Annotated in this window: 15 protein-coding genes; 5 read left to right on the forward strand and 10 right to left on the reverse strand. The window is 36.1% G+C overall.

The window, feature by feature from the left end:
- Positions 1–28: 28 nt before the first annotated feature.
- Positions 29–691 (reverse strand): bacillithiol biosynthesis deacetylase BshB2, encoded by a 663-nt coding sequence (bshB2, locus tag EKQ63_RS18045; RefSeq protein WP_000439461.1) that lies wholly within the window; start codon positions 689–691, stop codon positions 29–31.
- Between the two features lie 15 nt (positions 692–706).
- Positions 707–1,057, reverse strand: coding sequence for a YojF family protein (locus EKQ63_RS18050; protein WP_000407039.1), 351 nt, complete (start codon positions 1,055–1,057; stop codon positions 707–709).
- 251 nt (positions 1,058–1,308) lie between these two features.
- Here EKQ63_RS18050 and EKQ63_RS18055 point away from each other — a divergent pair, with 251 nt between their 5' ends.
- Positions 1,309–2,634 carry an ArsB/NhaD family transporter gene (locus EKQ63_RS18055; RefSeq protein ID WP_087954757.1) on the forward strand — a complete coding sequence of 442 codons (1,326 nt, stop codon included), beginning with the start codon at positions 1,309–1,311 and terminating at the stop codon, positions 2,632–2,634.
- 71 nt (positions 2,635–2,705) lie between these two features.
- On the opposite strand, the gene EKQ63_RS18060 is transcribed toward EKQ63_RS18055, so the two are convergent.
- From EKQ63_RS18060 to EKQ63_RS18075, 4 genes are all read right to left on the reverse strand, one after another.
- On the reverse strand, positions 2,706–2,933 hold the full coding sequence (locus EKQ63_RS18060; RefSeq protein ID WP_001047304.1) for a coiled-coil domain-containing protein: 228 nt from the start codon (positions 2,931–2,933) through the stop codon (positions 2,706–2,708).
- A 245-nt stretch (positions 2,934–3,178) separates the two neighbouring features.
- Positions 3,179–4,087: an iron-hydroxamate ABC transporter substrate-binding protein gene (locus EKQ63_RS18065; RefSeq protein WP_087954755.1), complete on the reverse strand. Its 909-nt coding sequence runs from the start codon at positions 4,085–4,087 to the stop codon at positions 3,179–3,181.
- A 21-nt stretch (positions 4,088–4,108) separates the two neighbouring features.
- The gene (locus tag EKQ63_RS18070) at positions 4,109–5,125 is read right to left on the reverse strand and encodes a FecCD family ABC transporter permease (RefSeq protein ID WP_087954754.1); all 1,017 of its coding nucleotides are present in this window, start codon (positions 5,123–5,125) and stop codon (positions 4,109–4,111) included.
- The gene (locus EKQ63_RS18075; protein WP_143881367.1) at positions 5,126–6,160 is read right to left on the reverse strand and encodes a FecCD family ABC transporter permease; all 1,035 of its coding nucleotides are present in this window, start codon (positions 6,158–6,160) and stop codon (positions 5,126–5,128) included.
- A gap of 275 nt (positions 6,161–6,435) precedes the next feature.
- On the opposite strand from EKQ63_RS18075, the gene EKQ63_RS18080 reads away from it, so the two are divergent.
- Positions 6,436–7,203 carry a DUF817 domain-containing protein gene (locus tag EKQ63_RS18080; protein ID WP_143881368.1) on the forward strand — a complete coding sequence of 256 codons (768 nt, stop codon included), beginning with the start codon at positions 6,436–6,438 and terminating at the stop codon, positions 7,201–7,203.
- A 255-nt stretch (positions 7,204–7,458) separates the two neighbouring features.
- On the opposite strand, the gene EKQ63_RS18085 is transcribed toward EKQ63_RS18080, so the two are convergent.
- Complete coding sequence (locus EKQ63_RS18085) at positions 7,459–9,669, reverse strand: MMPL family transporter (RefSeq protein ID WP_176364519.1); 2,211 nt, start codon at positions 9,667–9,669, stop codon at positions 7,459–7,461.
- 391 nt (positions 9,670–10,060) lie between these two features.
- Between EKQ63_RS18085 and EKQ63_RS18090 the strand changes: the two genes are divergently transcribed.
- On the forward strand, positions 10,061–10,576 hold the full coding sequence (locus EKQ63_RS18090; protein ID WP_143881369.1) for a TetR/AcrR family transcriptional regulator: 516 nt from the start codon (positions 10,061–10,063) through the stop codon (positions 10,574–10,576).
- 242 nt (positions 10,577–10,818) lie between these two features.
- On the opposite strand, the gene EKQ63_RS18095 is transcribed toward EKQ63_RS18090, so the two are convergent.
- A complete protein-coding gene (locus EKQ63_RS18095; RefSeq protein WP_143881370.1) occupies positions 10,819–11,277 on the reverse strand; it encodes a DinB family protein in 459 nt (152 codons plus the stop codon).
- A 205-nt stretch (positions 11,278–11,482) separates the two neighbouring features.
- Between EKQ63_RS18095 and EKQ63_RS18100 the strand changes: the two genes are divergently transcribed.
- Complete coding sequence (locus tag EKQ63_RS18100) at positions 11,483–11,971, forward strand: DinB family protein (protein ID WP_087954750.1); 489 nt, start codon at positions 11,483–11,485, stop codon at positions 11,969–11,971.
- A gap of 228 nt (positions 11,972–12,199) precedes the next feature.
- Entirely contained in the window at positions 12,200–12,748 is a 549-nt protein-coding gene (locus EKQ63_RS18105) for a GNAT family N-acetyltransferase (RefSeq protein WP_087995686.1), read from the forward strand.
- Positions 12,749–12,846: 98 nt separating this feature from the next.
- Here the strand turns inward: EKQ63_RS18105 and EKQ63_RS18110 are convergent, their stop codons facing one another.
- Both EKQ63_RS18110 and EKQ63_RS18115 read right to left on the reverse strand, forming a co-directional pair.
- Positions 12,847–13,323 (reverse strand): DUF2690 domain-containing protein, encoded by a 477-nt coding sequence (locus EKQ63_RS18110; RefSeq protein WP_087995684.1) that lies wholly within the window; start codon positions 13,321–13,323, stop codon positions 12,847–12,849.
- Between the two features lie 17 nt (positions 13,324–13,340).
- Positions 13,341–13,853 (reverse strand): DUF2690 domain-containing protein, encoded by a 513-nt coding sequence (locus EKQ63_RS18115; protein ID WP_000473757.1) that lies wholly within the window; start codon positions 13,851–13,853, stop codon positions 13,341–13,343.
- Between the last annotated feature and the right edge of the window lie 216 nt (positions 13,854–14,069).

Consider the following 14,069-nt stretch of genomic DNA (forward strand, 5'->3'; position numbering starts at 1 on the left):
AAGAGCTACTAGAAGATACCCTTCTAGCCTACTCCCATTTATAAGTCCAAAATTGTTCAAGTTGCAACCATTTTAATGTTGCTGCATCTTTGTTTTTGATTTTCGCGTGTGTTTCTTCAAGCATCGCTTCTGTTTGCGAACGGTGCGCACCTAGTGCAGCTAATTTATGCTCAAATACTTCACTAATATTATTTACAACATCCGGCTCACCGAGTACAGCTTCGCGATTTTTCGTAATCGCAACCGCATGAATAACTGGACGTTCTTCTTTTGACATACGTGATACGGCGCGAACTACAGCGCGGCCAAATGCATCATGATCTGGATGTACGCCGTGCTCTGGATAAAATGTAATAATTCGAGATGGATTTACTTCTTGAATAATCGCTTCAATTTTGTCTGCAACGAAATCAACATCTTCAAATTCTAACGTTTTATCATGGAAACCAAGCATTCTTAGATCTTTGATTCCCATCGCTTCACATGCATCTTTTAATTCTTTTTCACGGATATTCGGAATCGTTTCACGGTTAGCAAATACGTTCTTACCCATGTTACGTCCCATTTGTCCTAGCGTACCACACGCATACGTTACAGGTACTCCTTGATCTGTTAATAAGCGAATTGTTCCTCCTGCAGCAAATGCTTCATCATCTGGATGCGGAAATACAACAAGTACATGTCTCTCCATAAGTTTCCCTCCTTCTTACTTAAATGGCGTTAAGCTTAACTCAAGTGCAACTGCTAAGCGGCCTTGATTATCGTGCCCTGCTAGTAATAAACGCTCTTTATCGTCTACTTCCCAGTGCGTAATACCTTCTGCATATACCCAGCCATGATCCATCTTTAGACCAACTCGGTATGGGTTTGTTCCAGTAATCTTTCCGCGCTCAAAGCGAATAATTGCATTTCGAATGAATGCTCCAACTGTCATCATCTTTTCATTAAAGTGTGACGCGTACGCTCCGTTCGTCGTTTCTAAATGAATATATACATCTTTATTTACAAAACGTTCAATTTCATTTTGAATAAGAGAACTATCTTTTACTATTTCCATCGGAATTCACCTCTTTAAACCATTTTACGCAAAAATAATGTAAATTGCTATCTCTATATTAGAGGACAACTCTCACTTTTCCTAATAATTTGCACTGTGTTTCTTTATTTTTTTATATCATATGTAAAAAACACATTTTTTCCTTCACTTTGTTAAATAGTTTTCTTTCTTTTTTGAATTTGCTACAATATAAATTATGCAGAAGGATGCATGTTTACAATTGAATACATACTTTAAAGAAGGTGACATGATTGGAACAATCAGCACATGAAGTAGCAAATTGGCAATATTATTTTGCAATTGCCGTATTTTTAGTCACGTACGGATTTATTATTTCTGAGAAATTGAATCGTGCTGTAATTGCACTATTCGGTGCTGCTATTATGATTATTTTTGGAATTGTAGATTTACATACCGCTTTCACATCACATATTCAATGGGAAACAATCACCCTTTTAATTGGGATGATGATTCTCGTACATATTACGAGTCAATCAGGCGTTTTTGAATTTGTGGCCATTAAAGCAGCGAAGGCAGCTGGCGGAAAACCAATCCGCATTTTATTATTGCTATCCCTATTAACTGCTGTCGGTTCAGCATTTTTGGACAACGTAACAACCGTCTTATTAATCGTACCTGTTACACTATCTATTACACGTATTTTAAAAGTAAACCCTGTTCCTTATTTAATTTCAGAAGTACTATTTTCAAATATAGGCGGAACAGCAACATTAATCGGTGATCCACCTAACATTATGATTGGATCAGCAAATAAGCATTTAGATTTTAATGCCTTTTTACTAAACTTAGCTCCAATCGTAATTATTATTTCTATCGTGACACTTGGCATTATTTACTTCCTGTATCGTAACAAACTAAAAACAACACCTGAGCAAATCAAAAAATTAATGGCATTAAATGAAAAAGATTATATTAAAGATCAAAGCCTCCTTTTAAAATCCATTTCGATTTTAGGACTAACTATTTTAGGCTTTGTACTTCATTCGATTATTCATGTAGACGCTGCGGTTATCGCGATGACAGGCGCTACACTTCTTATGTTAATCGGTGTGAAAGAACATGATATTGAAGATGTATTTGCCCACGTTGAATGGGTAACTATTTTCTTCTTCGCTGGACTATTTGTTCTCGTTGGCGGGTTAATTGATATCGGACTTATTTCTTCACTCGCAAAAGAAGTACTCGACGTAACGAATGGTGATATCGGTTTTGCCGCTATACTTATTTTATGGGTATCAGGCATCGCATCTGCGACAATTGACAATATCCCATTTGTCGCAACGATGATCCCACTTATTCAAGATTTAGCTACAGGGCTCGGACTATCTGTCGATTCTCCGCAAATCGAAGTACTATGGTGGGCATTATCACTTGGAGCTTGCTTAGGAGGAAACGGAACGTTAATCGGAGCATCAGCAAACGTAGTCGTTGCTGGTATTGCAAAACGTGAAGGACATGCTTTCTCTTATATGGACTTCTTAAAAATTGGTTTGCCGTTAACAATCATTGCATTACTATTATCACATGCTTATATATATTTACGTTATTTAATATAAAAGTTGTATTGCATGAAATTATATCGTCTCATACAAAAGGTTTGCAGCAAAGTGCTGCAAACCTTTTTTCATCACCAAAATATACCGATAATTGCTAATCCACCTAAAATCATACCACCAATTTGTCCAACGATTGTTGGCGATAGTTGAACACCTTTCCTTACTTCTACAACTGGTCTTTCATGCCTTAGTTGCTGCACTTCGCTTTGAAGTTGATGTACACTTCCGTGTAATTCTTTAATTAGTTCCTTTAATTCAGCGACCTCTTCATTTACTGGTTTTGCTTTTTCTAAATTCATTTTGCATAGCTCCTTATAAATTCAATCAGTTCACTGTAAATTTTCGCCAATTACCATTATTTCTCCTGCATACTACATATTTGATTCCGAATATACCTTCTAACCTTGCAGCTCTATCCATTAATTCCATGATATTCCTTAATTGCACGATTAATACATTACCTATCTCCTCGAACTGTTTTTCACAGAAATCTTTCCATCAGAAAGCCCCCTCTAACATTAGAGGGGGCTTTCACGAATCATTTTTATTTTGTAAACATTTTCTCCGCTTCATCCATTGCCATTTTGTTACCTAAAGCAGAATAGTCAAGCCATGGTTGGTCATTGATAATATATACATGCTTGCCTTTAACAGCTTTTAAGTCTTTCCAAATTGGTGTTTCTTGAAGTTGTTTAAATGCAGCTTTTGCTTTATCGTCTCTGTTTACAACAACAAAAATAGCATCTGCATCAAAGTCAGGTAATACTTCTTGTGAAATGACTTCGAAAGGACGGTTTCCATCGATTTTCTCTACACCATTTGCAGGTTGTAATCCTAAGTCTTGGAATAAAATTGGTCCCATCGGTCTTTTCGTACTAAATACACGTAATTCTTTGGCAGTAACGCGAATTGCCATTACTTTTTCGTTATTACCTAGCTCTTTATCTATTAAACCTTTTACTCGTTTTGCTTGCTCTTCGTAATCTTGAATATATGTATCCGCTTCTTTCTCACGGTTTACAAGTTTACCAACTTGCTTTAAATGGTCTCTCCACGTGCCTTCATCTAAATTGAAAGTATGTGTTTTTGCAATTTTTTCGTATTTCGCTACATCTTTGCCAGCATATTTTTCATCCACATAAATTTCAGAGGGCTTTAATTGAAGTAATGCTTCCATATTCGGATCAGTTACAACACCAAGTTTCTTCGTATCTTTCAGTTGTTCTTTTGCATGCGGTAAAAAATCTTTTAAATCTCCACCAATTACAGAACCTACTGGTGTAATCCCTAATGCAAGTAAATCATTTGTTAAATGAATAGACATTGAAGCAATTTTTGGGTCATTACTTTTTTTCGTTTTTTTCGTTGCCTCTTCATTAGATTTCGTTTGACCACATGCTGCTAATACTAAAATACACATGATGCTAAATAAAATAGTAAGTTTCTTTTTCATATGTTCTCCTCTTTGAAGTATTTATTTTGTTTTTGTAAGTAAATAAAGAAAATACGGTGCTCCTAAAGCGGCCACTACTACACCAGCCGGAATAGAGTTTGGCTCAAATATAGAACGGCCTATCGTATCTGCTAGTACTAAAATAATCATTCCAATAATGCCAGCTAGCGGAAGGAAATGCTGATAGGTAGTACCTACTAACTTTCTTGCAATATGCGGAGCAACTAAACCGATAAAGCCAATCCCTCCTGCCATCGATACACTCCCGCAAGATAATCCAACCGCTGTAGCCAAAAGTAATAACCGTTCTTTTTGAACAGAAACACCAAGTCCTGCTGCCACACTATCACCTAGTGACAATGCATTTAACGTTTTAGATTTTAACCATGCATACGGGGTTAGTATGAAAATCCAAGGTAATAATGCAAGGACATGAATCCAATCCCTTCCCCACACGTTACCAACTAACCATCTAGAAGCGAATGTATATGTCTCATCATTTAACTTGAGAGAGAAAAATAACGAAATTGCACTAAAGCCAGCTGAAACTGCAATACCAACGAGAATAAGTCTAATAGGAAGTAAACCTTTCGACCGATCACTCGCAAGTAAAATAATAAGAAATGCAGCTAATACTCCTCCGCCAAATGTAAATAACGGTATTAAAATCGATGCATTCTCATTAATAGAATGAAAGAAAGTAACAAATATAATTAGTCCGAAAGATGCACCTGAATGTAGTCCAAGAATACCAGGATCGGCCAACACATTCCTTGATAACCCTTGCAAAATTGCACCGGAAATTCCAAGGCCAATACCAGCTAACATTGTGATTATAATTCTTGGCATACGGTAGTCGTATAGCACTGTTGCACTCTCAAAATCACCATAACCGAAAAGTGTTTGAATTACTTTAAGTGGCGCTATGCTTAGTGTCCCTGTATTTAAGCTAAGCAAAATAGCAGCGAGACCAATACAACCAAATATTGTAGTTACAGTAACGGCTCTCTTTTTATCCGTGTTTAAAATCTTCTTCACTTACAACTCCCTCCCAACTTTACGTGCTATATAGAGGAAGAACGGAACTCCAACAAGAGCTACCATAATCCCTATTGCAAGTTCTTTAGGAGGATTTACTGTTCTTGCCCCTAAGTCAGCTAAAACTAATAACATAGCTCCTAAAAATGCTGACATAGGAATAATGAGTCGATAATTCACACCAACTAATTTTCTAGCAATATGCGGGATAACGAGTCCTACAAATCCAATAGAGCCAACAGCTGAAACAGATACCCCTGCAAGAATGACTACTATAATCATCCCTAGTATTCTCGTTCGGTTTGTTTTCACTCCTAAATTCGTAGCCACATCATCCCCCATTGATATGAGTGAAATAGACCGCCCTAACACTGTCGCAAAAACAATTGTTATGAGAATAATAGGAACTAAAAATTTCAAATGTTCCCACTTAACCCCAGCAACACCACCAGCGTACCAAAACGCTAAATCTTGACTTAAATCATAATAAATTGCAACACCTGAACTTAACGAATGCAAAAGCGCAGCCATAACGGCTCCAGCAATCGTTAACCTCATCGGTGTTAATCCGCCTGATGTTGCTGATCCGATAATAAAAATGAGTACTGTACTTAAAACCGCTCCAATAAAGGAAACAATCATCAAATAGGAATATGGCATATGCGGAAAAAAGGCAAAACTAAGTGCTACTACAAACATCGCTCCTGCATTTATGCCCAGTACACCTGCATCCGCTAAAGGATTTCGCGTTACTCCTTGCATAACAGCTCCAGCCACCGCAAAAGCCGCTCCTACAACTGCTGCACCAATTACCCTTGGGAGCCTTAATCCATAAATAATTTGGTGCTGCGTTAATTTCGGATTATAATCAAAAACCGCTGTCCATACGGTTTGCAAATGGATATCCTTTGCACCAAATGCAACAGCTAAAAATATAGAGCCGATTAAACATAAAATTGTTAAGCTCATGAAACATATGAACTTAATATGTAGCCAGCGATTATTGCCAGCATATACAGCAGGCTTATGTAACATGTTTCATTTCATCCTTTATATTCAGTTGTTTTTTATAAATATTTTTTATTGATAATTATTATTGATAATAATTATCAATTTCATTTAGATATTATATCTCCACTTTTTTTAAATAGCAAACTATTTTTTCACTTCGCTAAATATTAAAATACCTATTACAACGCCCTTCCAAAACTTACAAATACACGCCAAATAGACTACTAGCTTATTTTTAAAAGTGTAGTATACTTAATCATTATTTTGAGTTTTCAAACAAAAACAATGAAGGTGACCTAATGTTATATATAAAACAACTACTACACTTCACTTACGAGCAAGCATTCTCTTGCTTATTCCCAGTCGTTATTTTCTTAACACTAGCCTTTTCAAAAATCGTTTCGATCCCTGGTTTATACCGCTATGATTTCATACTTATCGTATGTCTTCTTATGCAGTGGATTATGTACAAGACTGGACTTGAGACGAAAGATGAATTAAAAGTAATTACTATCTTCCACTTCATCGGCCTTTTACTAGAAATATATAAAGTTCATTTCGGTTCATGGAGTTATCCGGAAGAGGCATATTCAAAGGTTTTTGGAGTTCCACTTTACAGCGGCTTTATGTATGCAAGTGTTGCAAGTTACATATGCCAAGCGTGGAGAAGATTGCATTTGCAAATGCATCATTGGCCGAAAGCTATTTTTGCAATACCTCTAGGAGCAATGATTTACTTCAATTTTTTCACACATCATTTTCTATATGACTTTAGATGGGTATTAACTTTACTTCTATTCATCGTTTTCTTTCGGACATTTGTGGAATTTTCATTACGAGGCATTACATATAAAATGCCACTCGTTCTCTCCTTTTTCCTTATCGGTTTCTTTATTTGGATTGCAGAGAACATCGCAATATTTTTCGGAGCATGGCAATATCCAAATCAACGTGAAGCGTGGAATCTCGTTCACTTAAGCAAAATTAGCTCATGGTTTTTACTCGTTGTTATTAGCATTATGATTGTTACACAACTCAAATATTTGAAGGAGTCGAAAAAATATTGATGATAATGTCCTCTTTTTTATACATTCTAAAATTATAAACTCTATAAAAAATTCTATTTTAATATATAATCTTATGCTTTAAGAAGAAGGATATTATAAAAATACAGAAAGTGTTGATGGTAATAAAAAAAGATATATGTTCCTTGCTCAAGCTCGGAAATACAGAATGACATGATGCTACATACTTTTTCTAAAAAAACCGCTTCTCTTTTATAGAGAAGCGGTTTTTTAACTGAATACAACTATGAATTAACTTTAATTGTTCTGTTTATATATCTTTTCACTTTTGTCCTCCTTGTGATGTATAATGCTTTCTCCTTCAACATCAATGTTAGGCAACATTTTATCCAGCCATTTTGGCAAGTACCATGCTGACTTACCCATTAGAGTCATGACCGCGGGCACGATTGTCATTCTCACAATAAATGCGTCAAAGAAAACACCGAATGTAAGTGCCAAGCCTATGGATTTAATGATAGTATCAGGTGCCAACATGAATCCAATAAATACAGACATCATAATTAACCCTGCTGCGACTACGACTCTACCGCTCTCTTGCATTCCTTCTAAAATAGCTCTCTTCGGGTCGCCTGTATGCGTATATACTTCCCGCATCTTGCTCACTAGGAACACCTCATAGTCCATGGCGAGTCCGAACAGAATGCCAATCAGAATGACAGGCAAGAAGGCTAAGATTGGACCGGCTGCCGGGAAACCAAATATATTTTGGAAATGCCCATCCTGCACGAAAAATACCACAGCTCCCAACGTAGCACCAAGAGAAAGTAAAAACCCTAATACTGCTTTTAATGGAATGAGCAGAGATCTAAACACTAGAACTAAGAGTACATATGCAAGTCCCACAATAAGGGCAGCAAAAACTGGCAAGGCATCACTTAGCTTTTGCACAATATCAATATTCATCGCTGCTGTCCCTGTTACCATTAGTTCAATTCCATTTTCTTTCTCGGTCTGGTTCGATCTGTCCCGGATCGCTTTTACCAAATCCTTTGTCTTTGTATCGTCAGGCCCTGTTTTTGGTGCGACGGAAATCATATAAATCTTTCCAGAAGGCCCAGGAATGGCTGGTGTCACACTTTTCACGTCAGATAGGTTACCCAATTCTTTTGCAATAGTGTTCATAGCATTTTGCATTTCAGTTGTTGCTTCCTCTGATTTTGCCACTACCACTAAAGAAGCATGAACTCCTTCTCCATATGCTTCCGTCAATAAATCATATGCTCTTCTTTCTGTTGTTTCTGTAGACTTTGTTGTTCCATCAGAAGGAAGGCCAAGGTTCATATGGAAAAATGGAATCGTAATTACTACAAGTAGTCCGATTGCAAAAACTGTAACAATCAGAGGACGTCTTATGACAAACTCTCCCCATTTATTTGAACCAGCATGTTTCTTACCTGCCCCAGTCATCTTTTGCAAGAATCGATTTTGTTTAGATGGTGCAATCTTATGGCCGACAAGACCTAAGATTGCTGGTAATATGATGACAGAAAGCAACACAGCTATAAGCACAGTAAAGGCTGCGGATACGCCCATCGCTATCAAGAATGGGATTTTTGTAACAGACAGTCCCAAAAGACCTATAATAACTGTTAACCCTGCAAAAATCACAGCACTTCCTGCTGTTCCCGTTGCGATGGCAACAGATTCCGAAACAGAATCTCCTTTTGCAAGTTGCTGTCTAAAACGATTGATAATGAAGAGCGCATAGTCAATGCCTACTGCGAGTCCCAGCATAGCAGCCAAGGATAAAGAAACTGATTGGATTTCCACATAATTGGTCCCAATCATGATTCCTAGCATCCCAATCGCTAATCCAATTATCGCAGTGAGAATTGGCAATCCAGCTACCAGAAAAGACACAAAGGTAAATGCCAAGACTACAAAGGCAACAAGTACTCCGACAATTTCAGTCATACCTGAAGTATCTGAGTCAGAAAACTTAATATCACCTCCTGATAACTCCGTTTGAATGCCAGCATCCCTTGTTGTTTCAATACTATTTAAAAGCTTATCCTTAGAAATTCCTGTGACCTTTTCCGCTTTCATTTTGTACGTAACAACTGCATATCCAATTTTCTTATCTTTACTAAGATTCTGCAGTTGCATCGGTGCTACCACAGAATCAACCGCTGAATCTTTTTTTATCTCATCAAGAACTTCTGCAATTTTCTGTTGTACTCCCGCTGACTCCAAAGTTTCGTTTTTTTGTGCTTTAAACACTACTTTTACTTGGACACCTGCTGGTTGCATCTCTTTAAACTCTTTTTCAATTACTTTTCCTGCTTTATCTGCCGGTGTGTTTGGAATGCTTAGCTCATCCCTGAAAGCGGAACCCATGTTGATTGCAAAAAGCACTAATGCAATAAGAATTGCAAGTGTACCGAATACAATCTTTATCCTATGTTTTACTGCCCAACACCCTAAATTATACAAATATTTCGCCAATTAAAACTCACCCTATTCTTGTTAAAAATTTTTCTTGTTATTACGTTGCAATCTAGAAATACAATTACATTTATTTTTATAATTAATATATAAGGATTATAAAATTTTAATTATAAATTATATCCGAATATATCTCCCTATTTATAGCTTGCAGAATGGCGCCAAATTGCCAATAGGAAACAAAGAAGATGGTACACATTGACAGCAATAATGTCCTTTTATACAATTGTTATCACCATGCTAACAATTGTACTTACATGTGTAAGTATAACAGTGGATTTTCATCTTTCAAGCACTATGTGATGATTTTCACTTAAAACGAACAGAATGAAGGGATGTGTTAGCTTTGAGAAAGTCAAGGGAAGACAGTATACACTCTCAGACATACATTATGGAGGCATTAAGCGCCCTGTTGCACGAACATAAACTGCAAGATATAACTGTAACAGCTATTTGTAAAAAGGCTGGAGTTGCCAGAGTCACATTCTACAAATACTACCGCAACGTTTACGACGTCGTGCAAGTATCTGTGGATGAAATTGTTCAACAATTCTTGAATGAGGTTGATAGTTTGGATCCGTATGAAAGTATGCAGCTAATTATTGAATATATCATAGAGGGATTTGTGTCTGCACAGAAACCATCCGGAAAATTGCTGGATTCAAATATATCTAATATGATGCTTAATTATTTGAATTACACAATGGAAAAGGTCTTTCAAGCAGATATTACGCGCAATCATGAAATAAGTAGAATGCAGATCCTATTTTTAGCAGGCGGTATCTATAATATTGTTAACGATTGGCTTAAAAGAGGGACAAAGGAATCTCCCCAAGCACTTGCTGCAAAAATATACGAGATTCTTCCATACGGGACAGCAGATACCAGAAATTTTACAAGCTCCTGATACAACTATTCCATCTTTTATTACATCTCAAAAAATGTGCATTACATACAAAGCTACGAGTAGTTCATCTAACCATAAACGACCGTTAATGGAACTCTAGTTATTTCTACTCAAGAAAACTCATGACCAAAAACAAAAGACCCTAACATATTAGCCATGTATAATATGTTAGGGCCTTTCTATTTTTAGTATTTTTAATTTAGCTCTTAATAATTTTAAAACTGTAGGACCTTTTTACATATTTATTTTCCTACTTTAATAATACGTTCCATCGCCTTCATCTGACCAATATGATCTGCTTCATGATAAAGCATCATACCGTAAAGCTCACCAACTGTTTCTAGTCCTAGGAACGGCTCTGGCAGTTTATTCTCAAATGCTTCTGCTGGAATTTCGTTAATACGCTTTGCTTGTTCTTTTAATTGGGCCATTAATACTTCTAATGACGGTCCTTCTGTTTTCCATTTAGATGGTCTTGATCCATACCCAAACATACCCGGATATTCCGTTGGTAATTGTTTGAATTCTTTTCCAAACATGAAAACTTCTGCTGCCGTTAACACATGACCGATATGCCAGCGAATTGTATTGTTAAAGCCATCCGGCTGCGTATCCGCAGTTTTATCATCTAACGTCTCCATAAATTTAAGTAATGCCCCGCGCGTTATTTCAAATTGTTTTAAACCAACTAGTCTATTCATTTAATCGTTCTCCTTCTTCATGTACCATTTATCATGAACTAAGAATGTTCATTTTATTAAAGTTTCACCTTGTTTAATCTATCAGAAACAATGAAGAAATACATCTAATATGCTTAGTAAAAATATTTAAAAGGTTCACCCCTAATAAATATAGAATTACTTACTACACGGTTAGTTTAGTAAATAATAGAGGAGTGTCAGTTACATGTTACATGTTTTAAAACAGCAATATCATCTTATTAGCGCTACAAGAGAAACTCTATTTTCATTTTTGGAAGAAATCCCACTAGAAAAATTACATAGCACTGTTCCGAATTTCGGGAACGGTAGCATTATAAAGACGCATATTCATGTAGCCGATTGCTATCGATACTGGCTTGGGTCATTCGCATTTAAGCAAAAGCGAGCAGATTTTTCATTTGCTAGTGATGATGAAATTGAGCATGCAGATGTGGAAAAAGTTCGCGCTAGATTTAAGTTAGTAGACGAAACTGTACAACGTTTTGTAGATGAATACAATGACCGTTGGCTCGAAAATATAGCAAATGAAGTAAAGTGGCAAAAAGAACCTTGGAGTACAACTCCGCTATGGCTTTTAACTCATACGGAGACACATGAATTTCACCATAAAGGACAAATTGTATCTATGGCTCGTCATCTTGGATACAATCCTCCTGACACAGACCTTAGTTAATACATTCGTGTTCATTTAAAAGCGGAATGAGCAGCAATAATAATAGTATTATCAAAAAACTCGTTGCTACATTTTGTTGTGTATAAAACTTTTATTATTTGTTTTAGGTATACCATACCATTATAAAATTCATGTAACATCGAATTAAGATTTATATTTTTTATGTAACTCATTGAAGAAAGTTTAAGTATTTATACATTCAATTACTAACTCAAGGAGAAAATTATAATGAGATTAGAGAGCGAAAGAATTTATTTAAGGCCTCTTTGTCAGCTAGATGCTCCTATTATTTTAGAAAGTACAATGGATGATGAAATAAGATGTATGACTGGAACTAAGTCTACTTTTTCATTGGAACAAATTACGAAACATATAGATCATATAAATAATGATTCAAGTCGCTATGATTTCGCTATTTGTTTACAAAGCACTGACGAGATGATTGGAGAGTTGTCGCTTTTAGATATCGATGAGGAGAACAAAAGAGCAGGATTCAGAATATCAATGCTTTCCATAGCATTAACAGGACAAGGTTATGGAACTGAAGCTATTAAAATCGTTTTAAAATTTGTTTTTGAACAACTATCATTAAATCGTTTACAGTTAGAAGTATTTAGCCATAATTTACGCGGAATTAAAGCTTATGAAAAAGTTGGTTTTATAAAAGAAGGAACCTTACGTCAATCTTTATTTTATAACGATACATACTCAGATGAAATTATTATGGCCATACTTAAAAGCGATTATAGAGAGACCTTTGTAAATGACTGTACTTAATCTATGAAACAATTTTAAAGAACCTTACCACAATAAAATGTAGTAAGGCTCTTTCTTTTTTATATCAAATAACAGCTCTTAACACATTTATAATCGTATTAATACCAAATAGTCTCCGCATAATTATAAGCATCACTATTCGGAATGGCATGTTTCCCCTGCGCTTGTGCCTTTCTTGGATCTAAATCATAGACCATTGGCGTATAGCATGATGTTTGCCCTTTATTCACAACACCATTTCCTCCAGCACTTCCGCAAGTATATGCCTTTCCATCGGTTTTTCTGACGATCCTTGCATCAGCTTCGTTATTATAAACCGCTGCACGAGTTACAGTAACCTTTGCCCACGCTGTTTTACACGTCGTGCTAAATTTTAATTCCACATATGAATTAGAATCAATCCACTTCTTTTCTTTCGTTACTGCTGATTGATCACAGCTATTGTAGTAAGGGCTTTTCCCATCATATGAATGGTCTTCTGCAAATGCTTTATCATTATTCGTCGTACTAAAAACACTAGTTATGACGAGCAATGCCAGACAAAGACATGCGCTTACCTTTTTAAAAAGGTTCATAGAATTCCACTCCTTTATTAATAACGTCCAGTTTTCCCGTAGCCATTATTAATCGTCACCGCTTCAGCATCAGCTGTATAACCAAAATCAGCAGTTAAATCAAATACCATTCCTGTATACGTACTCGTTTGTCCTGTTTTAATTGCTCCATTGCCACTATTAGAGTCTACTGATTTTTGGAATACACCATTTTTATATTTATTAATAACAGCGTAAGCATATACCCCTCCAGAAACAGAAGGTGCTGGTTGATCTAAAACAAGCTTAGACCATGCCGCGTGACATTTATTACTGTAACGTAAATACACTGTCCCTACTTTTTTACTACCTTCATAAACTGCTGTAGACTTTGCATTAAATCCATCTGCATCACACGTTGTACTGCCTCCGTATACTTTCGTTGTTGCTGGATTTTTCCCATCATAATAACTACTCAGATCGGTAGCTGCAAATGTACTTCCTTGAAAACTAAATAATACCCCTACACTCGCTACACTTAACACACATACTTTCATTAACTTTTTAAACATTGTAAATCTCCTCCCTCAAAATAAGTACGTATACTAAAGACAATCTATCCCCTATGTACGCCCCTCCTTTCACGCTTCCTAGAGGCATCTTACAGAAACGAATAAAAGTTGTAAATTCCCTTACGATTATTGGAATATACGAAGAAATTTACTTATCCTTGTAAGAAAAAAAGTTGAGAAATACACATTTTATAGCATTCTATATTTAAAACATAA

The sequence above is a fragment of the Bacillus sp. BD59S genome (assembly GCF_007363175.1).
GTDB classification, from domain to species: Bacteria; Bacillota; Bacilli; order Bacillales; family Bacillaceae_G; genus Bacillus_A; species Bacillus_A pacificus.

What these genes read in the sequence shown, in the direction of transcription:
- EKQ63_RS18100 (WP_087954750.1), top strand. Translation starts at nt 11,483, where the DNA reads ATGTTACATGTTTTAAAACAGCAATATCATCTTATTAGCGCTACAAGA.
- EKQ63_RS18115 (WP_000473757.1), bottom strand. Translation starts at nt 13,853, where the DNA reads ATGTTTAAAAAGTTAATGAAAGTATGTGTGTTAAGTGTAGCGAGTGTA.
- EKQ63_RS18090 (WP_143881369.1), top strand. Translation starts at nt 10,061, where the DNA reads ATGGAGGCATTAAGCGCCCTGTTGCACGAACATAAACTGCAAGATATA.
- EKQ63_RS18060 (WP_001047304.1), bottom strand. Translation starts at nt 2,933, where the DNA reads ATGAATTTAGAAAAAGCAAAACCAGTAAATGAAGAGGTCGCTGAATTA.
- EKQ63_RS18075 (WP_143881367.1), bottom strand. Translation starts at nt 6,160, where the DNA reads ATGTTACATAAGCCTGCTGTATATGCTGGCAATAATCGCTGGCTACAT.
- EKQ63_RS18065 (WP_087954755.1), bottom strand. Translation starts at nt 4,087, where the DNA reads ATGAAAAAGAAACTTACTATTTTATTTAGCATCATGTGTATTTTAGTA.
- bshB2 (WP_000439461.1), bottom strand. Translation starts at nt 691, where the DNA reads ATGGAGAGACATGTACTTGTTGTATTTCCGCATCCAGATGATGAAGCA.
- EKQ63_RS18095 (WP_143881370.1), bottom strand. Translation starts at nt 11,277, where the DNA reads ATGAATAGACTAGTTGGTTTAAAACAATTTGAAATAACGCGCGGGGCA.
- EKQ63_RS18050 (WP_000407039.1), bottom strand. Translation starts at nt 1,057, where the DNA reads ATGGAAATAGTAAAAGATAGTTCTCTTATTCAAAATGAAATTGAACGT.
- EKQ63_RS18105 (WP_087995686.1), top strand. Translation starts at nt 12,200, where the DNA reads ATGAGATTAGAGAGCGAAAGAATTTATTTAAGGCCTCTTTGTCAGCTA.
- EKQ63_RS18080 (WP_143881368.1), top strand. Translation starts at nt 6,436, where the DNA reads ATGTTATATATAAAACAACTACTACACTTCACTTACGAGCAAGCATTC.
- EKQ63_RS18110 (WP_087995684.1), bottom strand. Translation starts at nt 13,323, where the DNA reads ATGAACCTTTTTAAAAAGGTAAGCGCATGTCTTTGTCTGGCATTGCTC.